The following is a 24191-nucleotide window of genomic DNA, read 5'->3' on the forward strand; positions in this document are numbered from 1 at the left end:
CTGCTGCGCTGCATCCTCGACCACTGCGGTACCAATCGAGGATAGATCCGCTAGTTCGCTGAGCACTGCAAACCGCGTCCGTGCCTGCTCCCACTGCTCGGCCGACGCGGTCAGCACACCGGTCTCGGCGACGTCGAACTTGTCCGCGTCCATCGCAGCCTCCGAACGCCCAGCCTGGGTGACCGATTGTGCAGTGCACTTCTGCACTCAGAATGTCAGAAGACGACTGCAATCGGAGGTGAAACCCCAGGAAAGCATGACGCGCACTCCTGAAACTGACATTGGGCAATCCGCTGCTGTGACGGGTGCCGAAAACGATCGGTTCCGGCGAGCGACGTAAGACAATCGGGGTTGTGCGTTACATTGCTGCGGACACGAGTTCTTTTACACAACGAACGCAGCTCGGCGTTCAGCGCGATTTGATGTAACGCAAACCATCGTTTACGTACACTTGCGGAATGAAGATCGGTCTCGCACGTGTTTCCACTCGCGATCAGCACCCGCTCGCACAGGAGGACGCACTGAAAGCGGCCGGCTGCGACGAAGTGTTCACCGATCACGCCTCCGGGGTTCTCGCACGACGACCCGGTCTCGAGAAGGCACTGCTGATGGCTCGGGCCGGCGATCAAATAGTGGTCACGAAACTAGACAGGCTCGGTCGTTCACTGTCGAACCTGATTGAGCTGGCCGAGCTTCTGCGCGACCGGAAGGTCGATCTAGTTGTCCTCGACCAGGGCGTCGACACCTCGACGCCGGTCGGGCGCATGTTTTTCTCCATCCTCGGAGCAATTGCCGAATTCGAGCATGCTCTGATGTCGGAGCGGACGGCCGACGGTCTCGCCGCCGCGCGCGCTCGGGGACGAACCGGCGGCAGGAAACCGAAACTCGGTGCGAGACAGGTACAGATGGCGCGCGCGATGTACGACGAAGTCGGCACAGACGGAAAGCGCGCGTACACCGTGGCTCAGATTGCAGCCGAATTCGGTGTCACACGGCCGACTATCTATCGTCACCTAAGCCCGGCACCATAGTGGGCAGAGTGGTTGACCGACGGTCGGTCCGATCAGGCTGTTGCCGAGTTAGGCTCAAGAGGTGGTCAGCAACCCAGCGCTCAGAATCTCGCGCCTTCGCAATCTGATCGATCACTCGAGGACTGGCACAGAGGAGCGCGCCGCCGCGCAGCGCATGCTGGATCGCATCCTGACAAAACCACGGTCACCGTTGTTGATCGATGGCCGCCACTACGGCTCACGGCACGGACGCGTTGGCCGTCACGCTGGTCTCGCTCAGATCGCTGAGATGATTCGCGAGGATATCGCCCTCGCTCGATCTGTCTTTTCGACCGACGCTCCGACGGGCGACCTCGTGTTAGGAGATCCAATCGGCGACGCACCCGCAAATATTCGGTTCGACGTCGATACACCTTTCGACAGCCAAATCGTCGTTACGTTGGAGTCGGTGCCTGAGGAGTGGGGTTGGACGCAAGAAGGCGGAGTTTCGTTGGTCTCCCCCGCACTTCAAGCCCTCGCCGACGAGCTGGCCGTGTTCATCAACAGCTATAACCACGATGGCTCAGACATAGCCAAGCGGTTCTTCGGGCAGGTTCGCGCTGGCGGCGAACCGCTAGCTTGGTGAGACATTCGTACTCAGCAGAGGAGTCACGGCACTGCGCGGCTATTGGGCGCGCGCATATCGGACGGAATCGACTACGGCATCCATGTCGATCGCCATCGATGGGTCCGCCGCCTGGGCTTCCTGAAACTCCAAGATGACGTCATCGACCGTGGTACGGCGGGCCATCACCACTAGCTCGTGCAGCACGTATTCGCTGAGCGACAAACCGGCAGCGGATGCCCGTCGATCCCAAACAGTCAAGGCATCTGCGGGGAGTCCGTAGACCTGCACCAACGTAATTGCGTCGTCGTCAACATCAGGCCTAACGCCCTGCTTCACAACATTTTCCAGAGCGCGAACCACCGAATCAATCGGCACACGCTGGTTAGCGAGCGTGACCAGCTCCAGCCTGACCTGGTCTGTCAGAGAAACACCAGCCGCACGTGCACGCCGCCCCAACACGCGACTGACACCCAACGGCAGATCTTCGATTCCTATTTTCGCCATACCGAAGCCTAAATTTGGTGGGACCACCACGCAACTAACCGCGGCGCGTCGGCATGGACAAGTTCAGTTTCTTCCGTCGCCTTGCTTCTGCGCCTCGGCTGCAGCTACGGCCGGCCACCTTGTTGCCAACAACGGACAGGATGGGGTGACACAAACGATCGTTTGCAGCGTTCGTGAGGCGTGGGTGGCGGCAACGGTTCAGACGGTCTGGTTCCGCGGCTCAGTTTCAGAACGGCGGCTGAGTACGTCCCGCAGGGAAAACGGAATCAAGAACCTGCGCGTCACCGCGGACTTGCAGGGAGGGGCGCGCTTGTTCGACCGTCAGTGCGCCGGCGGCGAGGCCGACAATAATCTCCGGGGCCGCTTCGATGACGGTTGCTGCCGTTTGGTCACGGCGACTGAACGCTTGCGGGCCGTGCTCGTCCATGCGCAGGGCGATCGCGAATCCTTCGATAAGCAGATCGACTTCGACCGCGGGCGTCGCAGTGACGTCTCTCAAGAGGGCGGGTAGAGCCAGAACCAGCCAGCGTGGATGAAACACATCGTCGCCGCGGCCTGAGGCGACCAACGGCGTTCCCCACCGCCCAAGGGCTTCCATCGGATCACGGAGCTCGGCACCCCATGGGGTCAGGGCGTAAAGCACCCCGGGATCCCCCAGCTGTCGTTGGACAATGCCGTTTTCTTCGAGCGTGCGAAGTCTCTCAGCAAGAAGGTTCGACGCTATTCCAGCCAGTGATGCTTTCAGCTCGTTGTAGCGCAACGGGCCGGGAAGCAGCTCGCGGACGATAAGAAGATTCCAACGCTCTCCTACGAGGTCAAGCGCGCGAGCCAGACCGCAGAACTGTCCGTAAGAACGAGCTCCGTTACGCTTTACTTTGTCCATTACGATAGATAATATCAACCAAACGTATTAGCTGCCAGTATCTGTCGCGATCGGGACGGCGCTCGCGTATGCAGGGGGAGTGATCGCACACAATGGGTATCAATTGGCTCGGTGTCATTCTCGCTGTAGTGGCGGGGATGATCGTTGCTTTTCTTTGGTATCAGACAGGACCGATTGCCAGCGCATGGGAGAAGCTGACCGGGGTGACCCCGGAGCGGATCAAGCCAGTGCGGGCGCGAAGCATGCTGCAGCTCTTCATCACCGTCATCATCATGGCGCTCGGGTTAGCGGTTGCAATCGGGCTCGCAGCCGAGGCGACTGGCAGCACTTCGGTGTGGGCGGCGCTGCTCGTAGGGCTCGTGATGTGGGTTGCGTTTTCGGCATCGACGCTCGTTCAGCACAACGCCTTCGAGATGAAGCCGGCCAAGCTCACGATCATCAACACCGGGTATCAGCTCGTGCTTTTCCTTGTGATGGCACTTGTGCTCGGGCTGCTCAATGGGAGGGTGTGACAGAAACGATCGTTTTAGACACGCCCTGGATTTGACACGGCAAGGACGATGAGCGTGTGTGTCAGAACTCATGTTCAAAACCGACACGCCGAAATGTGTCCCTACGACGAGTTGTGACACACTCGACCCTGTGGGAGAACTTCTGGGCTACGCGAGGGTGTCGACGACCGATCAGAGCGCCGACGCGCAGAGCGAGGCCTTGAGCGCTGCCGGGTGTTCGAGAGTGTGGACGGAGACAGCGTCGGGTGCGACGACGTCTCGGCCGCAGCTGTCGGATCTGTTCTCGCATCTGCGGCGCGGCGACACGTTGGTCGTGTGGCGACTCGACCGTCTCGGGCGATCACTCCCCCATCTCCTCGAAACGGTCGAGCAGCTCGACGTCGATGGCGTCGGATTCCGCTCGCTGACCGAAGCGATCGACACCACCACCTCCGGCGGAAAGCTGATCTACTCCATCTTCGGAGCATTGGCGGAATTCGAACGCAACCTCATCCGCGAACGCACCAACCTCGGACTGGCAGTGGCACGCGCCCAAGGGCGACTCGGTGGCCGACCACCGGCGATGTCCGGGACGCAAATCAAACAAGCGAAGCGAATGCGCACCGGCGGAATGTCACTCACCGACATCCGAGAAGTGCTCGGAGTGTCGCGATCGACGCTGTACCGGCACTTGAAATAGCCCACCGCCAATCGCCGTTTCTCGCACATGGCCCGCCGGGCCGATGCGAGTCAACTTCCGAAGCTGCCACCGTGGGGGTCTCGGGCACATCGACGACTTTGAAAATCGATGGACGCATGATCAGCCACGAGAATTCGTCTGCTTCAATTCCGTCATGACCGAACCGGTAGAGATCACAACGACACCACCCACCATTGGTGACACACTCCAAGTGCGACGCCTAGAGGGCGGCACCGCTACCGGGACCGTAGTCGAGGACTTCGCCGACTACTTGCTGACCGTCCCCGCCGCCGGCCGAGACTGGGCCATGCCCCATCGATGGGCCATCGCGTCGGAAGACGGAACGCTGATCTTCGCCGACGACGCCGACATCATCGAGCACCACAAATCCGAACCGTCGACGACAGCACCGACAACACCGAACGACATCAGCGACAAGACCTGACCGGTGGACATCTACTCAATTCTGGTTGCCTCGGTCATCGGGTCCGCGGCCGTACTGAGCATTGCCAAACCAGTCCTGCTGGCCATGACGATCATCGACATCACGCGGGCGCTGCGAAACCGCACCAAAGGTTCCCCAGGCCAACACCCGGCGTCAGCACGAAGTGCAGCCAACTTCTGACACTGACAAACGTCATCGACACTACTGATCCTCGCGTTGATCGCCCTCGCTGGTGGGAAGTCGATTCACGTCGCGATCACCGTAGGAATCACCCCATTTCCACACGCCACTGAGTGCATCGCGAACTTCGCTACCGCCCCGACGACGGCGTAGGCGCGTGGTACGCATGGCGTACTCACGGAGTCGATCACGGACATCGTCGTCCAGGTCTGGGCCACTGGGCAGATTCAAGGCCCACCACAACCGGCGCCGATACTCCGCACCCGAAATCCCGAACGCCACGAAGATGTCTTCGTCATCGGCACCTCCATAGGGTTCCCAGCGCACCGCGAACCCCACAAAAGTCTCTGCCGACCGCTCTTCCGTCATACCGATGATTCTGGTCGACGTATCGACCCGTCCGCACATCGGCCGCCCACCCCCACCACAGCCTTGAACACCCCGACCTGTGGTGCCGATTGTGCAGTTCACTTCTGCACTCAGAATGTCAGAAGACGACTGCAATCACGGGTAAAACCCCAGCAAATCGTGCAGCCTACTTCTGAAACTGACAGCAGCGATTCACGTTTGCCGGTCAACCTCTCCCGTGGCTACCGAATCACACCGGAGCCGAGCGGGCCGACCTGGCCCCATCCCTGAGTGCATCGCCGTTCCGACAACTCGTAGTCGTTTTCTATCGACGTTTCGGCATCGTCGAACGGGAAGCCGCACCAGACCGCCGATCGAGTGCGGACGCCTGTGTAAGGCTCTCGTGATCAGCTGGGGTCTTCGTGGGCGAGAGCGCGGTAGCCTTTCGCTCCGGCACGGTCGACGGCGGCTTTGACGACCCCGAACACCGCGCCATGAATGGCGGCCGCGATCAGCACCTCCTGGACGGTGCGGCTCAGGTCTTTCGGGTCGGGAGTCGAGGTGTCGTTGTCGCCGATACGTTTCCACACCTGCTTGAACACCACCCCGGCAAGTACCCCGCCGAGCACGCTGGTAGCCAGCGACAGCGGTTTGTACACCGCTTTCGACACCGCACTCATCGCAGCAACCGCCGCGCACGGCGACGACGCGAGAACACCACCAGCACTACCGCCGCGACCAGGGTCCCGACAGCGGCCGCGGCGACCTGCGGATTGTCCTGAGCCAACGTCTTGGCCTTCTCCGCCTGAACGGTTGCTTCACTGCGCACCCGCGCAGGCACATCGACTTTGTCGGCGAGCGCCGCCACCGTCTCGGCGAGTTCGGCGCGCTGCTGTTCGATATCCGGCACCGGCGCTACTGGCGGGTCTGTCACGTGCGCCTCCTCGCCTGTCTCGTTACCGCGTGCAACGTGCTTGTTCTCGGTCATCGGATTCCCTTCTTGATGGCGGTGATGTCGTCGTTGACACTGGCGACGGTCTCTGCCGGTACCGGAGGTACCGCATTCTTCGCGCGTGAGGTCCCCACCGCAGCCAAAACCCCTCCCACCACCAGGACTGCGGCGGCGACGATCAGCGCTGCCAGCCACGCCGACAGCACTGTCGCCAACCCCAGCACTGCAGTTGCTATCAGAGTGGCGAGACCGAAGAACAGCAGCAGTGCGCCCGCACCGGTGATACCGATACCGATGCCGAGCCGGGTGCCTTTGCTTTTCACTTCCTCGAGGCCTGAGCGGATCTCGCTGCGCACCAGCGTCGACACCTGATCGGTCAAGCGTTCGACGAGCTGCACTGTCGACAGATCCGCAGCCGAAGTGCGGGCTTCCTCCGACGGTGGCCCGGAATGAGCGTTCATTGTTTCTCCCTGCATATGTTGATTCGAAGTGATGTCTCCGCCAGTGCTGGAGCCGGAAACAGGTACAGGCAACGGCTTTTCGTCGCCGTGTGTCGTGCGATTGTGTCTGTCATCGCGCTGCCCAGCACCGCTGGAATGTGCCGTGGCATGTTGGTGGCGAAGCCGAAGCCGTCGTCCGTCGTCGACGGCGGCGGCATCTTTCTCCTCGTTCTTCTCCGACACCCGAGTATCTCGGGGTGGGAGCTGCAAACGTTCCTCGGCGACCATCCCTGCCTGCAGTTGTCGGCCACGTTCGAGTTCGGAATCGAGTTCGGCACCGAACAGCAACGCAAGGTTGGTGATCCACAACCACAGCAGGAACACGATCGCCCCGGCCAACGATCCGTAGGTCTTGTTGTAGCTGCCGAAATTGGCGACGTAGAACCCGAACAGGATCGTCGCGGCGACCCACACCACGATCGCCACCACTGCTCCGCTGCTGATCCACCGAAACTTCGGCTGCTGAATATTCGGAGTCGCGTAATACAACAACGCGACCGCGAGAACGACGATGACCAGCACGACCGGCCACCGTGCGATGTTCCACACCGTCAACGCGGTATCGCCGAGACCGACCGCATCCCCCACCGCGGCTGCTACCGGTCCGCTGACCGCGAGCATCACCGCCGCGAGAGCAATCAGCACCAGCGCCGCCACCGTCACCAGCAACAGCACCGGCCGCAATTTCCAGACCGGACGCCCTTCCTCGACCTCGTACATTCGGTTCATCGCCCGCCCGAACGCCCCCACATACCCCGACGCCGACCACAACGCACCCGCAACACCAGTAACCAGAGCGAACCCTGCGGCCGGAGCGGACACCAACTGCGTGATCGGCTCCCGCAGCGTCTCCACCGCCGAGGAGGGTCCCAGATCGGACACGATCTGCAACACACCATCGACGGTGGCTTGTCCTTGCCCGAACACACCGAGCAGCGACACGATCGCCAACACAGCGGGAAACAGCGACAACACTGCGTAGTACGTCAACGCTGCCGCGAGATCGGTGCACTGATCACGCGAGAACTCACGCGCAGTCTTGCGAAGCACGAACAGCCACGACGTTTTCGTCAGCTCCGTCGGCGAGTCGGCCTTGCGCGGATCATCCGGGTCGGCATCCACCGGTGCGGACGGGACATCATCGTTCTCACTCACCTGACGCTAGTACCCGCAGCACACCGACGAAAACATTGCCCGAGAGTCAGCAGCAGATGAATCGGCGGCACAGAAAACGCAGTAACAGTCTGGTCTTGCGCCGCAAAATGGACCGAGCTTGGTACGCAGAGCACCGCTACCACCGGCGCGGTCTGTCTCTCGATGAGTGAACAACCCGTCAACCGAACAGGGTTTCATCGGAAATAGAACGGGGACGGTTTTCGCCCGGTGGCGGTGACAGATCACCATCACTCTTCCGTTGTTGTACACGGCCCCATACCCACGACGTTATCGGCGTTGTCCGCAGGCGAGGCGTCGAGACCACCGCGAATCAGCGGCTGACCGGCCTGCTTCAATGCTCAACTATGACCGATCCCAAACAAACCACCACCGGAGCCCTCTCGGTTGGTGACATCGTCGAAGTGCACCGCCCCGACGGGACCACCTCTGCAGGGACACTCGTCGAGGACTTCGGGGACTACCTCCTGCCCGCAGACACCCTCGGTCGCACCTGGGCGCCCCCACACCGCTGGGCGATCGCCCTGGACGCCGGGGCCCTCGTCTTCGCCGACGACCAGGACGTCACCGCACTACCTGCTTCCCCACCCACCAACACCGCAGCCAACAGTCCCGCAGCTGACAGCACCGCCGGCACGCCGTGACGGAACACCCTCGATCTGTCCCCCGCCGCACCTATCTGTTTTGGAGCGGCGTAGCGCTCGTGCTGATCACCTGCGCGGCGTGGGCACTCGACCCCGAACGCGGGTTCCTCGGCGCCGCGATTCTCGGCGCCACCGGGACCGCCGTATTCCTGGCACTCGTAGCAGTCATCAGCCGAACAGGATGAGCGGACAACCGGCCCGGGCAGGCTGGTGGGTGAGTCTGCATGCGCCAACCGCCGCGATGGGCTGAACCTCGGCACGCGGAAACCCCCGTAATTCCGACACAATGGACTCGAAGTCACACGGCACATCGTGTGAACCCATCCTGCATCCGCCCTGCACACCGAGCACTGACCCCCGTTCCCGACACCACCAGGGGTGGATTCCTTTGAACGACAACACTGTCGACCCGGCATTGATCGACTTCGCACTGCGTTGGCACCACTACGACAACGACGTCGGTGACGAAGACATCTATCCCACCTTCGGTATTACCCCGGGCGAATACCGACGCAGACTCTGGTATGCCCTCAACCTGCCCGACACCCCTGCCCTCGACGAAGACACCCGCACTCGCCTACTCGACTATGCCCGTCGCTACACCACCGACACCATGCCCACACCGTCCACCACATCACTGCGGCGCCCGGTCAGGTGAGCACCGCCGCCTGCTCTCTCTACCCGCCAACAGCGGGATCGGTGTTTGCAGCAGTGGCGGCCCAGATGCGGATGAGGTCGGGTCGTACTCGTATCGTCCACTCGGTTGAAGTCAGGACGCACGGTCGCCGAGGTCGCCGCAGGTCTCGATGTCACCGAACAATCCATCTACAACTGGCGTAACCAGGAGCTCATCGATACCGGACAGAAGCCGGGGCTGAGCTCGATCGAGAGCGCCGAACTCGCTGCCGCCCGTCGTCGTATCGCCGAGTTGGAGACCGAGCTTGCCATCGCCGAACGCTCCACGGAACTGCTGAAGTCGGTGGCGGCCGCAAAGGCGGTTCGAAGCGATCGAAGTGATGGCCAAGGAAGGACTACCGGTACAGACTTCGTGTCGGATTCTGGAGGTGCCCGAGTCCGGCTTCTACGAGTGGCGCAATCGCCCGCCCTCGGAACGCTCACTGCGACATGCCTGGTTGACGCAGCCGATCACCTAGGTTCACACCGCCTCGCATGGCACCTACGGTGCCCGCCGAGTTCACGGAAGAACTCACCCTTAGTCACGACATTGCCGTGGGACACGGCTGCATCGAACTACTGATGAGAACTGCTGGTGTGAAAGGACTTCCGGGAAACAAACGTGCCCGTTCCAAGCATCAGACTCCCACCGCGAGCGATCTCGTGGACCGTACGTTCACCCGCGACGAGCCTAACAAGCTGTGGGTCACGGACATCACGGAACATCCCACCCGTGAAGGTAAAATTTACTGCGCCGCTGTCCTGGATACGTTTTCGAGGCGAGTCGTCGGTTGGTCGATCGACAGCTCGCAGACAGCGACGTTGGGACTGCCCCAGCTTTGGTTGACATCTGATCTGTGAGGATCGCTCCTCACGGTGGAAGGATGTTCACCATGCCGAAAGCATTTCCCGAGGAGTTCCGCCGCGACGTCATCGCCGTCGCACGCAAGGGCGAGGCCCCGTTGCGTCAGATCGCGAAGGACTTCGGAATCTCCGAAGGTTGCCTGCACCGCTGGCTCAAGATTGCCGATCGTGAAGACGGCGTCGTCCGTGACGGCCGGCAGAACCCTGGTGACGAGTCCGCTGAGCTGCGGGAGCTAAAGAAGCGCAACCGGCTGCTCGAGCAGGAAAACGACGTTCTGCGGCGAGCCGCCGCCTATCTGAGTCGAGACATACTCCCAAAATGATCTACCCGCTGGTCCTCGACCTTGCTGGCGACGGAGTACCCGTCACAGTGACCTGCCGGGTTCTCGGTTTCTCAACCCAAGCGTTCTACAAATGGAAGAAAAAGCCAGTCACGCAACGAGATTGGGATGATGCGCATCTGATCAACATTGCTCGTGAGATCCACGACGACGACCCCGCATTCGGCTACCGCTTCATCGCAGTCGAACTACCCGACCGCGGAATCACCGCCAGCGAGAACAGGGTCGCGCGGTTGTGCTCACAAGAACGCATCTGGTCGGTGTTCTCGAAGAAGCGAGGCCTGAACAGGAAGGCCGGCCCGCCGGTTCACGACGACCTCGTCGACCGTCAGTTCACCGCACGGGCCGCGGACGAGCTGTGGCTGACCGACATCACCGAACACCGCACCGACGAGGGCAAACTGTATCTCTGCGCGATCAAGGACGTCTGGTCGAACAGGATCGTCGGCTACTCGATCGACTCCAGGATGAAGGCCTCGTTAGCGGTGTCAGCATTGGATAATGCTGTGGCGCAAAGAGGCTCGGTGGGGACTATCGTGCATTCGGATCGCGGTAGCCAATTCCGATCCAGGAAGTTCGTACATGTCCTGTCGCGCAACGGGTTACGAGGCTCTATGGGGCGGGTCGGGGCGTGCGGTGACAACGCCGCGATGGAGTCGTTCTTCGCACTCGTGCAGAAGAACGTCCTCGACCGCCAGCGGTGGTCGACCCGCGAGCAACTACGGCTGGCGATCGTGACCTGGATCGAAAAGACCTATCACCGCAAACGCCGTCAACGGCGCCTCGGCAAGCTCACCCCTATCGAGTTTGAGACAATCAACCGGACCGCACACGCGGCCTGAATCGCTCAACCCCACTAGTCAACTGAAGTCGGGGCAGTCCCCTCACCGGTTTCGTCACACCCGACTTACCCGCCTGGCCGAACTCGGTTTACCGGTTCACGTGCTCCAACGCTATGCCGGCCATGCCACCCCGACAATGACCATGCACTACATCGCGGCCCGCGACGAACACGCCGAACAAGCATTTCTCGCGACCACGAAACTCCGCGCCGACGGCACGCGCATCGCATTGTCCAGCGACGACCACGACAGCCTGCATCTGTTCCGCAGTGCCGACCGAATCCTCCCGAACGGCTGGTGCATGCTTCCTCCACTGCAGACATGCGGAAAAGGCAACGCATGCCTGACATGCTCGGTCTTCGTCACAGACATCACTCACAGCAGCGTCCTCAAACGTCAGCTTCACGAGACCACAGAGATCATCGACAGAGCCACAACAGAATTCGAACAGAAACACGGCCAACCTATGCCCTCGGACAACGTCTGGCTCAACCTCCGCCGCGCCGAACACACCGCTCTGACAGACCTCATAGATACCCTCGAACGCACACCCGAGAATCCACTCGACGACATCACCCCGCCGTGCAACCGCTCCACTGCCGGGCCGATCGCACTAACTCTCGAGCCGATCAAAGACCGCAGAGGCACACCATGACCGACACCCGAGAACGCCGCATCGCCGTCCTCACTGCCGCCGCGAAGGCCAAATCTCAGCGCGCCGCACACGCTGCCGATCAGGCAATCAGATCCCTGGTCAAACGCGGTGAACCCATCACATTTCAGTCCGTGCAACGAGAGGCCGGCGTCTCGCACGCCTTCCTTTACAAGCACTCCGAGCTTCGCCGACGCATCGACTACCTACGCGGGAAGCACCTCTCAACGACAACCGCACGCCCCATCGCCACCGACGAGAACCCGCTGGTCATCACGCTGACACAACAGATAACTGAACTCAAGAGACGTCACCGACAGCAAACCCAAGCTCTGCGCGACGCGCTCGAACAAGCCCACGGCGAAAACCTCGACCTACGACGCGAAATGGCCCGCCGCGGCAACACCCAAAACACTGCTGAATCAATCGAAACGACAACCTGACCCGCACACGAACCACCGTTCTGACCCAACCCATAGATAACGACCGGAGTCGGCAAAACACATCTGGCAACAGCGTTGGGGCACATGGCAATCCGCCGACGCCACAGTGTCCTGTTCGCACGGTCGGACAAATTGTTCACGCGACTGCGAGCAGCGCGACTCGACAACACCGTCGACGCCGAGATCCGGCGGTTGACCGCCATCGAGATCCTGATCATCGACGACTTCGCCCTGCGCCCACTCGATGCCACCGAAACCAGCGACTTCTACGAACTCATCGTCGAACGCCACCGAAAGAAAACCACCATCGTCACCTCTGCGGGCGACCTCGGCGATGGTGCGGCCGGAATCGATCACCCTACGGGCGGCCTCGACCTTGTATTCGGTCGTGAACGACCTGCGTTTGCGGGACATGCGGACATCCTTCCAGCGGAACCATCGGTCCCGCTATCTCGGTGTCCACCATCCGGGGTGAACCTCAAACGCACCCGACCCGGAACAGTTGACGACACCACCAACAACGAGCATCCTCAATAACGCGCCACGGTGGTCCCTACCCTCTGGCAATCAGGTGGTCCCATCACCCTGGCAAGCGACAGCCAGCGCTATGACCGTCGTGGCGACAATCGCCCCGTCAAGAACGACGGGCAAGACCCACGCTCGTCCTGGATCGGTCCCGGCCATAATCGCCAGCTCTCGGAGCGCGGCGAAAGACAGCCAAAACGATGATGCTGCGATGCCAACGGTTAAGGCGATACCGGTCATCAACGCGGCGAACAGCACCTGCGGATGAACTGCAAGCACAGGTGGCGAACCGACTGTACGGCTCTGATCGGTGCGCATGTCCGTTGAGACTCCTTTAGAGGTGGACTGTGTCTGCTGCAGCTACGTCGGACTGCGCGTGGGAGGCGGAATGGCGTACGTGAGCGGGAGATCGGCCTGGGCTATACGTCTTCATCAACGCGGAAGCTCCACGGCTTGACGAAAGCGGAGCGCACCTGTTCAACGCCAGGAGTCAGGTGACCCGTAGGTACAGACGCAGAGCTTGTTCGACTAGGGCGCTTCGACTGCCCGCGCCCCAGTCACTAGCTAGCTGATCGAGAAGCGCCGCGTCAGAGTTAATGACTCCAGCGAGCGGAACACGAGACAGGGGTGCATTGTGTCGCCTACGTGTGGGCCTTCCGTCCGCCCTTTTGAACAAACCTGTACTTGCGCTCGCGACTGCACCCGCCCAATGTGTCTTCAGATCGTCCGCGTGCTCTTCAACCGCGTCGAGTACGACTTGACCGTATGTACGTGCCGTTACTGCATTCGCAGTCCGCTCCTCCAGCGTAAGTGACCGCAAGGCGCCGTAGACCTCATAGGGCAAAGCTACCTCGGGTGGTGCGACACGGTTTGTGCTGGTTGTCGCCGAGTCTTTTCTTACGTTCTTTCGTCGCGCGTCCGCCCGGCGTGGCGAGTTCTGCTTGTCGTCGGTCCCGGTTTGCGTAGTGACTGCCGGAGTGTGTTCTTCGAATTCTGCAGGCTCATCTGCTACCGAGCCTCGGTCGGAGTCGTCGTACGTTTCTGGCTGGTCGTCCGCTACTACTGCGAGTGCGTGAGCGCGCCCTGCTCGGTCGCCGTTCGAATCGATGACCTCCTGGACGGCCGTCGCAACACCATTTTGGTCAGCGTTGTCGCGTTCGGTGTTAACCGCTGTAGCGCTGCCCGCGGCTGCAGCGTCGCGGACGAGATTGAGCGGTGGGAGCAGTTCGTCTAGATCGTTGAGTGCATTCGGATCAAATGCGGCCCGGCGCTTTCGTGTGGTCACGCGACACCGCCGGCAACCTGCTTGCGTTCTGCGTTCGCGACACGGCTGAGTATTTCGCGAGTCAAGCCTTGGTAGTCCGATGCCAGCCCGGATGGATCGCGGGACCACAGGCGGTCGCTGGACTTGCCCTTCTGACGCAGTCTCTGCAGACGGCTTTTCTGGTCAGACTCAGCTGCTTCGACCAGTTCTAATGGAGTGAGATGGCGTGTTCGAAGATCCACTGCTGCAGCACGATCCGATCGTATAAATGATTCGAACGGGTCAGCGCCGCTGCCTTCGAGAAGTTCGTTGACTTGGTCGAAGACTTCGCGATTGCGTGCCGTCGCGCGGGGATTTGTGTCAAAAAGGACAACACCCAGCAGTTGAATCTTGGATCCAGCTCGCCGCGCCCGTAGGTATCGCATCGCGAGTAGTTCGACACCAGACAAGCTGGCGTCGTCATCCTTGGTGGGTACGACAAGGTATCGAGCCGTCCCGAGTAGGGCCTCAAGAAGGGGGGCATCGCCGGGGCCGGAGTCGATTAGAACCAAGTCGTAGTTCTCGGTTTCATCCAAGTCGTTCAGCGTCTTCGATAGGTTGCCGCGCAGATCGATTCCAGTCTGCGACGCGGTTGCTGCTACAGACGCAACAACGGCGAGCGCCGGGCCACCCGGGACGACATCGAGGTTTGGGCGAACATTCCGGACAGGAGTCAATGCTTGCGAGAACTGCAACGCCATACTCAAGCCACGGCCGCCGTCGCCTTCAACCCCGAGGTCAGACGAGGAGACGTTGGCTTGCTGGTCGGCGTCGACGACAAGCACGCGCCGCCCCGCTGCGGCGACCATGCCCGCCACGGCTGACACGATCGAGCTTTTGCCGACGCCACCCTTCTGGTTAGCGACCAGCACTGTCCGTGAAGCTGCGGTTGTCGTCACCCGCATGAAGGTACTGGACTAGCGACGCTCCTGCGGTCTGCGACACGCGCGGCCGCACAACTTTCTGCAGAGCTCTGGGCGCGGCCCTGCGTCAGCGCTTAGGTCTGGCCAGGTATCAGGATGTGCAGCAGGGTCTACTGCTGGCTTTGGTGGCGGCTTTCGAAACGACCCGACATGAAGCCGAGTGCAGGCGCTCATGCACGGCTGGCTCTAAAGCTGCCTTTACAACCGTTGCAGTTGTCATGCAGCTAGACGCACAGACCGCTCTCGCACAAGCGGTTGCCACCGCACGATAAAAGGCTTGTCGTGCGGTGCTTCGTGTGGGCGCTGATGTAGTTCTACAGACAGCAAGTAGAGCGGTTACATAAGAGGCGTGGCTTGCGTACGGGTGGCAGACCGACTGCACGGACGTACGCACCGCCGCGTGGACGGCCGGTTGTAAGGCCAGTTGCCTGAACCGTTGTACGCACCCGACACGGTGCTTCTACATGTACACCCATGCGACCGTTGTAGCCCCCTTTGTCCTGAGCACTTTAACGATCGCTCTTACGGCCACCGCATAAGCCACCCTTGGGCCCGTATGTATGGCCATATGTATGGGCTTACATACGGACTTACCGACGATGTAGATAAATCGGCAGGTCACACCCCAAGTAAGTGTAGTCCACTCGAAACGCTTGCGAGTCATTCGGCCGTCGGTCGCCACCCAGATTCGCTCGAAGAGAAGTTCCATTTCAGATTGCCAAACTTGGCAGGAGGCAGCCGCCTCCGAGGTGCTGAGGAGTGTAGATCAGTCGATGGCGCGGCCGCGGACCGCGCAGAAAGCTGTGCGTTGAATGGAACGGGCGTCTGACGGCATCCCCGAATGGGGAAGCGAGGCTCTGGTAAACGTGCGCCATTTCGGGCAGACCGCCAGTATTGGATCGGGCGCACCCGCATCAGTGACGGGATGCGCCGCACGTTGGCAAGCCGCACATATTCCGGGCGTGCGCGCGGTTCGAAGCGATCTCGGCACACGACTGTTGCGCATCGTTAGGTGCGGCTAGTCACCACGCGAGGAACAACTCCGCCGTAACCGCCTACAGGCGGTCGACTAGCGCACTTATGGATCAATCCGAGGCGCCCGCGACTCGTTCGGCTCAATCGGCCGCCCAAGATTGGGGTACGTCCGGCGACAGCCTAACGCCGGTCAGTGAGTGCAGCCTCACGTACGGGCATGCATATGGGTCTCTCGTGTGGGGCCGGATTGGTTAGGCGGCTGGTGCAGCAAAGACGGGCGTGGAAAATTTGCATCTACGTCTGAGCCCTTCGACCGGTTGGGCTTACAGCCGTTCATATGGCCGTCTGTATGGGCTTACGTGTGGGCGTATGCGCTTGCCGACCAAAAGTGCTCGAAAGACGGGACGCCGCACAGATGGCGGGTCCTGTTGCGTCACCCCGCTACCGAGGCGAACAAGAGCCTTCGTCACAGTGACAAATCTTGTTCAGACTCGGGCATTGCGACCAAATGCACCCGCATACCTGCATACTGCCGCCCGGAACATCGGCAGTGTCACGGTACCGACGCCATAAATCGGCATCTCCTCAGACGAGGATTGGGCGCGAGTCCGCCCGCCATTACACCCAAAGGTCGAATTCCACCGAACCCGCCCCGTTAACGGTGACCCGGCGCGAAGGATCGAAACGTTCGCCTCCCTGCGCGCAAATTTGGCGAACGGTGCTCGGCGAAGAACGCTGCTGTCGAGCGAGGTGCATCTGCCGGCTCGACCAGGGGCCGCCATCACGACAAGCAACGCGTACTCGGCGAGGACCGCCAGACCGCTTACCGGACGCTCGCGACCCTGGGGATAGGTGCGGGGCGAAGCCGTACATCAGCCTCGGATTGGACGACGCGAACAGCCGCAGCCGAAGTGAGTGTCGGTCACTACCTACGAGATATGCCAACTGATCCATCAGCCAGACACAGTTCGAGAACTCCGCAGGTCAGACTGTTGCGCGGTGAAAGCCCTGGTGACTCGTAAGCACGCTCCAGCAGTATCGAGCACCCCATAACGAGGTTGCCTACCGCTGCCAATCTCGGCGTCTAATGAACATGCAATTTGCCCGAGTTGGACCCTGTGCACGGTCGGCCCCAATTTTGTAGATGTGGGCTACGTAAATTGCATTTTCCGCACCATCTTGCGCAAAACACCAGTTCAACACAGTTTTGCACTGCAGCCATGTCGGCGACCTGCGTTAAGCTGCTCCTATGGACTTCCGGCCAGCCCGAACACCTGCGGTGGGCGTCCCAGAGAGCATTGGGTCGGTGGCTGTCGAGCCGGAGATCCCGCCGGCCGTTGCGAAACGGATCGCCAGCGCTGTGCAATCCTCCCGCTCCGAGGGAACCCGTAAGACGTACGCGGCCGCATGGAGACGCTTCACCACCTGGTGCGAAACGAATGGTCACGTGACGCTTCCTGCACACCCGATCACCGTCGCCGCCTACCTCGTCGACGCCGCCGACACCCGAACCGAAACAGGGGAGCGGGCCTACGCAGTCGCCACCTTCGGCACCTGGATCGCGGCAATCAACCACCAACACCGCACCACAGGCCACCTATCACCCTCCGCACACGAACTCGTCGCCGCGACCCTGTCCGGGATCCGGCGGGAGTACGCCGCGGCGGGGGACCGGCCCCGCACCCCAAGAGATCCATTGCTAGTGGACGACATCAAGGTTCTCGTCTCGACCGCGCGGGAGCGGTGCCGTGGCTGGGCCGACGAGGTCCTCGAACGTCGGGATTCGGGCATCTTGTTGCTCGGATTCGCCGGCGCGTACCGCCGCAGCGAGCTGTCGGAGATGCTGTGCGGAGACGTCACCGTGCATCGGCACGACGGCCTCCACATCCGACTGCGGAAGTCGAAGACCGATCAGGAGGGCAGGGGAGCCGTGAAGGCGCTGCCGTACACCGAATCTCACGAGACGTGCCCACCCTGCGCCTACGTCCGGTGGGCACAGGTCGTCGCCGCATTCGACGTCGGTGGCCGCCCCTCAATCATCCGCCTACTGCGGAAACGAGAACCGTTCACCGAACACATATGCCGCGGGGGAGTACCTCGCACCGCCGCCCGCGCACCGCTGCTCCGGGCCGTCGCGAAGAACGGCAACCTCGGTGCCACCGCGGTGTCGGGGGCCGCAATTCACCAGACGATCCGCCGCCGCGCCGAACACGCCGGCTACAACCCCACTGCCGTGTCCAAGCTCGGTGGCCACTCACTCCGCGCAGGGTTCGTCACCCAGGGAACCCGCAATGGCGCGGACGGATCCGCGATCGCCCGCCAGACCGGCCACGCCAGCCTCGACTCCGTCGAGGTGTACCGCCGCGAACACGCTCCGCTGCAGGGCAACGCCGTCACGGACATCGGTTTGTAGCAGCGCAATTCGGAATACGAGTCAGAGACTTTTCGCTCGAGCGCGTTTGGCGATCATGGGGCCACCTGACGCATGCATCCGCCAACGGGCCATCTGCAGACTGACCTCGAAGGTTGCTGCCAGCGTTTCCGCGGTTCCGCCGCGAATAGAGTGATCTCTTGCGACGTCCGCAGGTACTAGCAGGGCACCTGCCAGTTCTGCAGCTTCTTTTTCATGATCGCCGTTCGCCGCACTGCAATGTCCTTCGTCGTCCATCCATGCGTTGGTCAGCTCGTGCTCGGCGGCGAAATGCGCTACTTCGTGAGCCAAGTTGGAACGGATACGTTCGGGCGAGTGCACAGAGTTGAACAACACCATGTGCTGCATGTCGTAGCGCGTGAGCAACGCCGACCACGCCTCAGGGCGTTCAACAGAGAAGTGATTCCTAGCTTCTGGGCTGACGCTGAGCTCGTCGAGCGATACAAATGGGATGCCGTTTTCACGTGACCATGCCCATGGATCAAATGGATCCTGAGGACCGCACCCGGTCTCGGCTCGGACTTCTCTGGCAAGCCGCCCGAGAGCTGCCTTAGTTCGCATCGCTACCCGCTCTCGTCGGCGGGCCGCTGTCTCAAGTGCTTGAGACCCGCAAGCAGGATCTCAGATAGAAATTCACGATCCGTGTCGTTCAGGTCGCGTCGCGCACGGAGGAGAGCATTCATGGAGTGCGTGAGCGGCTCCTGCGCAGAATCGTCGGTAGATTCAACCCCGAGAAAGAATCGGTCGGCTGGTTCATTTAGCCATTGAGTCATCGCAGCGAAGGCCTCAAGGTCCGGCCTCTGACCATTGCGCAACCGTGTAAGCAGCGAGGGACTGACACCGATCTGACCGGCTGCAGCTCGCCAGGAGATGCCCTCGGCTTTGACGCGCATTTCCATCGCCGCAGCTAACCCGCGCACGTCGATCGCTGTCTTAGTCATGATCAACCACGGTTCATACCGTACTCGAAAATGCGCAAGTGTTGTAGTTGCAAAACACGTTCTACTTGTGAAACAGTGTTGCTATAACAGAACGGGAGATCGCATATGACCACGTTGAACATCGAAATCGACGACAACTCGTACTCGACAACCGATGACGATCAGGAGTCCGCGTCGCTACTGCGGCTGGCCGGACGCGACGCCGGACGGTACGACCTCTTCGTTATCGACGCGCATGGAGTCGAGACTCGCATCGAGGACGACCAGATCGTGAACTTGCATTCGGACATGAGGTTTCGCACTCGGCAAAAGGTGCGATTCACCATCGCTTCAAAACCTTTTTCTAGTTTCGACGACGATCAAACCGCCGGCGACCTAATTCGTTTAGCCGGTCTCGAACCTGCCGAGCACGATTTGACTCGAGTTTCACCGAACGGTCAGCGTGAAACGTTCGCCGACGAGCAGCTAGTGAAGATCACCGACGGAGATAAGTTTGTGACCGTCGTTCGCAACCGTGAACTCACCATCATCGTGAACACCAGGCCACATCTGTGGCGCGAGAAGCGAATCAACTACACCCAGGTCGTCGAGATTGCATATCCAGGCCAACCGGTGACTGATCAAGAAGACGTCACCGTGCACTACACCCCTAGGCGGGGCGGCGGGGCGACCCTAACTGCAGGTCACGATGTCGAGGTCACGGAAGGCATGGTTTTCGATGTCCACCGCACCACTCGCTCCTAACAGCGACATGGCCCGACTGCTCGACGACGGTTACGACATCGTCGTCGAGCAGGGCCACCTGATTGTTCGCCACATCCCTTACGTGACCACCACCCGAACCATCGAGTATGGCTTTCTGACGTACCCGGTGACCGTTTCCGGAGATGCGATCGTCTCTGGCACCGACCATCGTATCTGGCTCGGGGCCAGCACCCCGTGTGACGAACACGGCCAACCTCTGTCCATCGCCAACCTGGAAGCCCACCCGGTAACGGCCACAATGAGTGCCAACTTCATGCTCTCGAGCAAACCCGGCCCGGACGGCTACCCCGACGAGTATTCGAAGATCACCAGCTACGTGCGCATCATCTCGCAGCACGCGCAGGCAATCGACGTCTCAGCAACAGCAACGCCTGGTGCCGCTTGGCAAGCGACTCCCGAGGACAGCAGATTCCACTATCGAGACACCGCGACGTCCCGGGCAGGTCTTGCCGCTATCAATGCACGCTTCCACGGGCATCGCGTCGCAGTCGTCGGCCTCGGCGGTACCGGGGGCTACATTGCCGATCAAATCGCCAAAATCGAAGTCGACCATCTCCTACTGGTTGACGGCGACAGCTTCGACAACCACAACGCCTTCCGCGCTCCGGGAGCACCCACGCTTCAACAACTCCGCGATCGGCCGAACAAAGCTGAGTACTTCGCAGACATCTACTCCAAGATGCACCGAGAGGTCGCGGCCGTGCCGTCGTATCTCGACGCGTCGAACATCGACACTGTTCTGGCCGATTCCACCTTTGTGTTTCTCGCGTCCGACGATGCCGCCAGCAAGAAGCCGATCATTGATTGGCTTGAGTGCCAGGACGTCCCCTTCATAGACGTCGGAATGGGGATCGATGAGGTCGACGGCCGACTGACCGGCCTGCTTCGAGTCACTACCAGCACCCCTGGCAACCGTGGTCACGTCCACGCGCACAACCTGATTCCCACTGCGGCACCGAACATCGATGACTACGGGCGCAATATACAAACCGCGGACCTCAACGCCCTCAATGCGGCAATGGCAGTCATCCGCTTCAAACAACATGTGAACTACTACGCCGCCGTGGCACCCGCCGGGCTGACGACGTATTCCGTCTTCACCAATAACATCGCGAACGAGTACGCGAGCCCGGACTGCACACCATGATGCTGACAAACACTCTCGCCCCCGAGTTCGTCGACACCTTCCCCGTACCGATGCGCCCCGCAGTGCTGTACGTCTCGATCCTCTACCGCACGACTGGCCACCACTGCTGTTGCGGTTGCGGGGAAGAAGTCATTGCTCCACTGTCCCCCGCGCAGTGGAAACTCACCTACGATGGCGAAACCGTCTCGCTGGATCCCTCGATCGGAAACTGGTCTCTGCCGTGTCAATCTCACTATGTCATCCGCCGAAACCAAGTTTCTGAGCGTCGCCAATTCACCCCACAAGAAATCTCCGCCAACCGCGCGAACGACCGCGCACTCTTCAGCGGCTATGAGGATGCCGGCTCTTCCAACGACGAACCATTGATCGATTATGGCGCGGACGAAAGCGGCGAAAGAGACGTCCGGCACCCGTGGTCTCGCTTGTTGGGGTGGGTCCTGAGACGGTAGCCGATTTACCTCACTTCGATGAATGATCAGCGCTTGGTTGGTGCGGTAGCCATTGTCCGCCACCGAAACCCTCCGCTTCTGACCATGACTGAGCGGGTCGTCCGCTGAAACACGGTGCCCCTTTGTGAAATTGCGACGGGAAAGCGTGGTGAATCTCCGTTACGCAGATGGCCCGATTCACCGGCTATCTGCTGCACTAACCCCGCCCTGCGAGGTTCAGCCCAGTTGCTGATCCTTCAGACAGACAAGCTGCGTCTACGACCAACATTCAAGGCCCAAAAGGTTGGTGGTTTCAAGCGGCGGAAGTCCGTCATCCAAATCTCGGAGTCGGCCGTACAGGTCTCGCATGGCGTCCTTGTGGGGTAGGTGTTCGCCACCTGCAGCACCCTCAAGCACGGACACCGTGTTGATGAGGCTGATACTGCCCACTTCGTTTCCCTGTTCGCGGAGCCGCTGCAGCCGTCGAGCTTCTTTGGCCGCGGCCCTGCATCCTCCACCGTCGTCGATGAGAACGATGACGTTCTCCCCGCTCTCGGCCGCCACGGTGGCGTGGGCGATAACCATTGTCTCACCCAAATCTTTTCCAGAACGCATACGCTGAGCCATGGGAGCACCACTAATGCGTTGAACTGCCGCCGACAGTTCGCCCGTAACGTCGTCGGACAGCACCTCCATGAGCCGCTCCGGTAGCTTCGCCCAGACACGCCCCGCACCTTCAAATCGACTGTCTTGACTGGACTTACGAAGGATCTCCTCTTTGACTGCCTCTGGCACACTCAGCGCACCCAGGGTGCTGAAAAGCAGACGTTCCTTATTGACCGAGAAAAAATTCAGTCCGGGTCCTGCATCCATGATGGGACGCCGACTCATTCGTGTGAGCCCTCGGGCGTCTCGTCGTCGTCCAGGTCGCTGAGGTCCACGGCGACCGAAGGCAGTTCCGCTGCAGTAATCCACTGCGGTTCGTGCTCTTTCGGGGCTATCCCAGCTTGGGTGAGCTCTTCGACCACGGCCTCGGCATTGAGCCCCCTCAACGTGGCTACGGTCTGTGCAGTCACGACACCCTCGCTATATCCGGAGACAGCGCGTGCGAGCAGGCGTTGCGGGGGTCGCGTGCGGTCCGAGTCGTTCTGGAGGGACTGATATTGGTCGCTCCAGCCGAAGCGGGTTGCAAGCCGAGGAGTCGTCAGTGTCATCCACTGCGCCTTCGTCGCAGTGTCGATGTACCCGCTGTCGCAAAGGGCAATCGCAGAAATCGCCGGGGAAGCGAGGAACCATTGCACTACTGCGGAAAGGTCGGCCTCGGTCACGGCGTCGCCACGTGACCCAAGGAATGCGGTCAGACCGTCACCAGGCACGAGAAGGTGCCGGGCAAACGCATCTGCCCTGACTTCTTGGGAGGATCGAACGCCAAGCTCTTCACCATCGGACCAGTCACCGAAGATGACGTGTGCGAGTTCGTGAGCGAGCGTACTGCGCTGGCGCATCGGGTTGCGGGTCCGCGCAACCCCGATAAACGAGACATCGCGCAGAGGGTCCCGCATCGTCAGGCCGTGTTCGTCGGGCCCCACGTCGAGAATTGCGACGTCGTGCCCAGTGGTTCTCTCGATGAGCGCAGCGAGATCGCCTAGGGGCTGCCAATCCAGGCGGTGCTCGCGTCGGAACGCTTCGGCTGCCTCCTTGCCCTGTTGCTCCGAATTCATGCTCTACGCAACCTCATCGGGGCGCAGGAACGGCTTGGTCTTCGAGGTACGCATCCAATTCGACGAAGTGCAGCAGTCTCTGGCGCATTTTGTCCATGGCCGCCCCATTCGTTGCTCGCGCGGCACACAACACGCGACTTGTGGCAGCTGTTCCGGTCAGCTGGGCGACGGTGCACCCGGTGGCGTCCGCGATCCGAATTATCTCGGTCATCTTCGCTGGTCGCTTACCAGACAAGATGCGACTAAGAGTCGACTGCGAAATTCCAGTGCTGTCTTCGAGCGCTCGCTGGGAAAGATGTGCGGCCTCACGGGCACTCTCGATCGCTGCACCCAATTGAGTCGATGACATCCCAGCCCTCCTTTGAATCAGTATTTCTAACTTGATTCAAGTGTATCCGGTATCGCCGTCGGAGGCCACCCCGGTTGGCCGCCGGCCGCAGGGCCCGACATCTTGGCGATCACAATCCGCGTTTGTTTCGCTCAACCCAGCATCCTGGGCCTCGACGAAAGGGCCGCGCCGCCACCGCTGCACATACTGAGCTGCCCAGGCGTTCGTCAAGACATCTTGACGGTGCGGTAACTGCCGATGGCGCACGGGGACCCACCAGGCTCCGAGTTTCGTGTTGACGTCCCAGTGGCCGCGCCTCAACCTCAATACCGTTATTGCAGCGGGCTTTTCAGTAACCACCGACGCTTGTGGGTTAGAAGATAAGCGAGTGAGCGGTCAGAATGCGACCCAGCACCACAGGTGTGCCCCGGTTGCGGCATCCACTGTGCC

Annotated in this window: 30 protein-coding genes and 3 pseudogenes; 19 read left to right on the plus strand and 14 right to left on the minus strand. The window is 61.0% G+C overall.

Translation table 11 applies throughout. The features are described from left to right. Positions 1-458: 458 nt before the first annotated feature. Together CH285_RS12445 and CH285_RS12450 are read left to right on the plus strand one after the other, a co-directional pair. Positions 459-1031: a recombinase family protein gene (locus tag CH285_RS12445; protein ID WP_068051203.1), complete on the plus strand. Its 573-nt coding sequence runs from the start codon at positions 459-461 to the stop codon at positions 1029-1031. 61 nt (positions 1032-1092) lie between these two features. Then, complete coding sequence (locus tag CH285_RS12450; protein WP_068051205.1) at positions 1093-1635, plus strand: hypothetical protein; 543 nt, start codon at positions 1093-1095, stop codon at positions 1633-1635. A gap of 39 nt (positions 1636-1674) precedes the next feature. Here CH285_RS12450 and CH285_RS12455 read toward each other — a convergent pair whose 3' ends face one another. Both CH285_RS12455 and CH285_RS12460 read right to left on the minus strand, forming a co-directional pair. Next, entirely contained in the window at positions 1675-2121 is a 447-nt protein-coding gene (locus CH285_RS12455) for a hypothetical protein (protein WP_068051207.1), read from the minus strand. A 226-nt stretch (positions 2122-2347) separates the two neighbouring features. Continuing rightward, positions 2348-3004, minus strand: a complete 657-nt coding sequence (locus CH285_RS12460; protein ID WP_068051209.1) for a winged helix-turn-helix transcriptional regulator — start codon at positions 3002-3004, stop codon at positions 2348-2350. A gap of 92 nt (positions 3005-3096) precedes the next feature. Here CH285_RS12460 and CH285_RS12465 point away from each other — a divergent pair, with 92 nt between their 5' ends. From CH285_RS12465 to CH285_RS27920, 4 genes are all read left to right on the plus strand, one after another. Beyond that, the gene (locus CH285_RS12465; RefSeq protein WP_068051211.1) at positions 3097-3516 is read left to right on the plus strand and encodes a DUF1761 domain-containing protein; all 420 of its coding nucleotides are present in this window, start codon (positions 3097-3099) and stop codon (positions 3514-3516) included. A gap of 130 nt (positions 3517-3646) precedes the next feature. Further along, on the plus strand, positions 3647-4195 hold the full coding sequence (locus CH285_RS12470; protein WP_032375677.1) for a recombinase family protein: 549 nt from the start codon (positions 3647-3649) through the stop codon (positions 4193-4195). A gap of 154 nt (positions 4196-4349) precedes the next feature. Continuing rightward, entirely contained in the window at positions 4350-4640 is a 291-nt protein-coding gene (locus tag CH285_RS12475; protein WP_068051213.1) for a hypothetical protein, read from the plus strand. Positions 4641-4643: 3 nt separating this feature from the next. Continuing rightward, positions 4644-4820 carry a hypothetical protein gene (locus tag CH285_RS27920; RefSeq protein ID WP_176458463.1) on the plus strand — a complete coding sequence of 59 codons (177 nt, stop codon included), beginning with the start codon at positions 4644-4646 and terminating at the stop codon, positions 4818-4820. Positions 4821-4841: 21 nt separating this feature from the next. Here CH285_RS27920 and CH285_RS12480 read toward each other — a convergent pair whose 3' ends face one another. The 4 genes from CH285_RS12480 to CH285_RS12495 form a co-directional block, all read right to left on the minus strand. Then, on the minus strand, positions 4842-5189 hold the full coding sequence (locus tag CH285_RS12480) for a hypothetical protein (RefSeq protein ID WP_094642614.1): 348 nt from the start codon (positions 5187-5189) through the stop codon (positions 4842-4844). 386 nt (positions 5190-5575) lie between these two features. Then, positions 5576-5848, minus strand: a complete 273-nt coding sequence (locus tag CH285_RS12485) for a DUF4235 domain-containing protein (RefSeq protein ID WP_032375676.1) — start codon at positions 5846-5848, stop codon at positions 5576-5578. Then, positions 5845-6102, minus strand: a complete 258-nt coding sequence (locus CH285_RS12490) for a DUF3618 domain-containing protein (RefSeq protein ID WP_032375695.1) — start codon at positions 6100-6102, stop codon at positions 5845-5847. The genes CH285_RS12485 and CH285_RS12490 overlap by 4 nt, the downstream gene beginning before the upstream one ends. A 50-nt stretch (positions 6103-6152) precedes the next feature. Beyond that, entirely contained in the window at positions 6153-7775 is a 1623-nt protein-coding gene (locus CH285_RS12495; RefSeq protein ID WP_052063204.1) for a YhjD/YihY/BrkB family envelope integrity protein, read from the minus strand. Positions 7776-8140: 365 nt separating this feature from the next. Here CH285_RS12495 and CH285_RS12500 point away from each other — a divergent pair, with 365 nt between their 5' ends. The 9 genes and pseudogenes from CH285_RS12500 to CH285_RS12535 form a co-directional block, all read left to right on the plus strand. Beyond that, positions 8141-8437 carry a hypothetical protein gene (locus CH285_RS12500; RefSeq protein WP_068051217.1) on the plus strand — a complete coding sequence of 99 codons (297 nt, stop codon included), beginning with the start codon at positions 8141-8143 and terminating at the stop codon, positions 8435-8437. 388 nt (positions 8438-8825) lie between these two features. Further along, positions 8826-9095, plus strand: coding sequence for a hypothetical protein (locus CH285_RS12505; protein WP_068051219.1), 270 nt, complete (start codon positions 8826-8828; stop codon positions 9093-9095). Positions 9096-9200: 105 nt separating this feature from the next. Continuing rightward, complete coding sequence (locus CH285_RS12510; RefSeq protein ID WP_094642616.1) at positions 9201-9695, plus strand: transposase; 495 nt, start codon at positions 9201-9203, stop codon at positions 9693-9695. Beyond that, positions 9695-9973, plus strand: coding sequence for a DDE-type integrase/transposase/recombinase (locus CH285_RS28695; RefSeq protein ID WP_176458464.1), 279 nt, complete (start codon positions 9695-9697; stop codon positions 9971-9973). The genes CH285_RS12510 and CH285_RS28695 overlap by 1 nt, the downstream gene beginning before the upstream one ends. A gap of 32 nt (positions 9974-10005) precedes the next feature. Continuing rightward, positions 10006-11159 (plus strand): IS3 family transposase gene (locus CH285_RS12520; protein ID WP_094642707.1). Its coding sequence is split into 2 segments (ribosomal slippage): positions 10006-10288 and positions 10288-11159, totalling 1155 coding nucleotides; the frame shifts between segments, so codons are not numbered across the junction. Continuing rightward, positions 11125-11271: pseudogene (locus tag CH285_RS28700) on the plus strand (hypothetical protein); the annotation flags it as partial. The gene CH285_RS12520 and the pseudogene CH285_RS28700, both read left to right, overlap by 35 nt. 24 nt (positions 11272-11295) lie before the next feature. Then, complete coding sequence (locus CH285_RS12525) at positions 11296-11814, plus strand: hypothetical protein (protein WP_068051223.1); 519 nt, start codon at positions 11296-11298, stop codon at positions 11812-11814. Then, positions 11811-12254 carry a DUF6262 family protein gene (locus CH285_RS12530; RefSeq protein WP_068051225.1) on the plus strand — a complete coding sequence of 148 codons (444 nt, stop codon included), beginning with the start codon at positions 11811-11813 and terminating at the stop codon, positions 12252-12254. Before CH285_RS12525 ends, CH285_RS12530 begins: the two co-directional genes overlap by 4 nt. A gap of 45 nt (positions 12255-12299) precedes the next feature. Beyond that, a pseudogene (locus CH285_RS12535) lies at positions 12300-12572 on the plus strand (ATP-binding protein); the annotation flags it as partial. Here CH285_RS12535 and CH285_RS27505 read toward each other — a convergent pair. The 3 genes and pseudogenes from CH285_RS27505 to CH285_RS12550 form a co-directional block, all read right to left on the minus strand. Beyond that, positions 12573-12668 (minus strand): annotated as a pseudogene (locus CH285_RS27505) (transposase); the annotation flags it as partial. It abuts the pseudogene before it with no gap. Between the two features lie 153 nt (positions 12669-12821). Further along, the gene (locus CH285_RS12540; RefSeq protein WP_094642617.1) at positions 12822-13097 is read right to left on the minus strand and encodes a DUF2637 domain-containing protein; all 276 of its coding nucleotides are present in this window, start codon (positions 13095-13097) and stop codon (positions 12822-12824) included. 963 nt (positions 13098-14060) lie between these two features. Next, positions 14061-14987, minus strand: coding sequence for a ParA family protein (locus CH285_RS12550; protein WP_068050824.1), 927 nt, complete (start codon positions 14985-14987; stop codon positions 14061-14063). A 2242-nt stretch (positions 14988-17229) separates the two neighbouring features. Between CH285_RS12550 and CH285_RS12560 the strand changes: the two genes are divergently transcribed. Beyond that, complete coding sequence (locus tag CH285_RS12560; protein WP_094642619.1) at positions 17230-18393, plus strand: tyrosine-type recombinase/integrase; 1164 nt, start codon at positions 17230-17232, stop codon at positions 18391-18393. Between the two features lie 21 nt (positions 18394-18414). On the opposite strand, the gene CH285_RS12565 is transcribed toward CH285_RS12560, so the two are convergent. Both CH285_RS12565 and CH285_RS12570 read right to left on the minus strand, forming a co-directional pair. After that, on the minus strand, positions 18415-18972 hold the full coding sequence (locus CH285_RS12565; protein ID WP_094642620.1) for an ImmA/IrrE family metallo-endopeptidase: 558 nt from the start codon (positions 18970-18972) through the stop codon (positions 18415-18417). Positions 18973-18974: 2 nt separating this feature from the next. Next, the gene (locus CH285_RS12570; RefSeq protein WP_094642621.1) at positions 18975-19352 is read right to left on the minus strand and encodes a hypothetical protein; all 378 of its coding nucleotides are present in this window, start codon (positions 19350-19352) and stop codon (positions 18975-18977) included. 105 nt (positions 19353-19457) lie between these two features. Here CH285_RS12570 and CH285_RS12575 point away from each other — a divergent pair, with 105 nt between their 5' ends. From CH285_RS12575 to CH285_RS12585, 3 genes are read left to right on the plus strand one after another with little or no spacing between them, the layout of a single operon-like run. Next, positions 19458-20096, plus strand: a complete 639-nt coding sequence (locus tag CH285_RS12575) for a multiubiquitin domain-containing protein (protein ID WP_094642622.1) — start codon at positions 19458-19460, stop codon at positions 20094-20096. Then, on the plus strand, positions 20071-21264 hold the full coding sequence (locus tag CH285_RS12580) for a ThiF family adenylyltransferase (RefSeq protein ID WP_176458465.1): 1194 nt from the start codon (positions 20071-20073) through the stop codon (positions 21262-21264). Before CH285_RS12575 ends, CH285_RS12580 begins: the two co-directional genes overlap by 26 nt. Next, complete coding sequence (locus tag CH285_RS12585; protein WP_094642624.1) at positions 21261-21713, plus strand: DUF6527 family protein; 453 nt, start codon at positions 21261-21263, stop codon at positions 21711-21713. The genes CH285_RS12580 and CH285_RS12585 overlap by 4 nt, the downstream gene beginning before the upstream one ends. 255 nt (positions 21714-21968) lie before the next feature. Here CH285_RS12585 and CH285_RS12590 read toward each other — a convergent pair whose 3' ends face one another. Genes CH285_RS12590 through CH285_RS12600 form a run of 3 tightly spaced genes read right to left on the minus strand, consistent with a single transcriptional unit; the run spans position 21969 to position 23762 of the window. Further along, positions 21969-22565, minus strand: coding sequence for a PIN domain-containing protein (locus tag CH285_RS12590; protein WP_255032427.1), 597 nt, complete (start codon positions 22563-22565; stop codon positions 21969-21971). Between the two features lie 14 nt (positions 22566-22579). Beyond that, positions 22580-23413, minus strand: a complete 834-nt coding sequence (locus CH285_RS12595) for an ImmA/IrrE family metallo-endopeptidase (RefSeq protein WP_094642626.1) — start codon at positions 23411-23413, stop codon at positions 22580-22582. Positions 23414-23426: 13 nt separating this feature from the next. Next, entirely contained in the window at positions 23427-23762 is a 336-nt protein-coding gene (locus tag CH285_RS12600; RefSeq protein ID WP_037162344.1) for a helix-turn-helix domain-containing protein, read from the minus strand. Positions 23763-24191: the final 429 nt, after the last annotated feature.

It is taken from the genome of Rhodococcus sp. 05-2256-B1 (assembly GCF_002258465.1).
GTDB lineage: Bacteria > Actinomycetota > Actinomycetes > Mycobacteriales > Mycobacteriaceae > Rhodococcoides > Rhodococcoides fascians.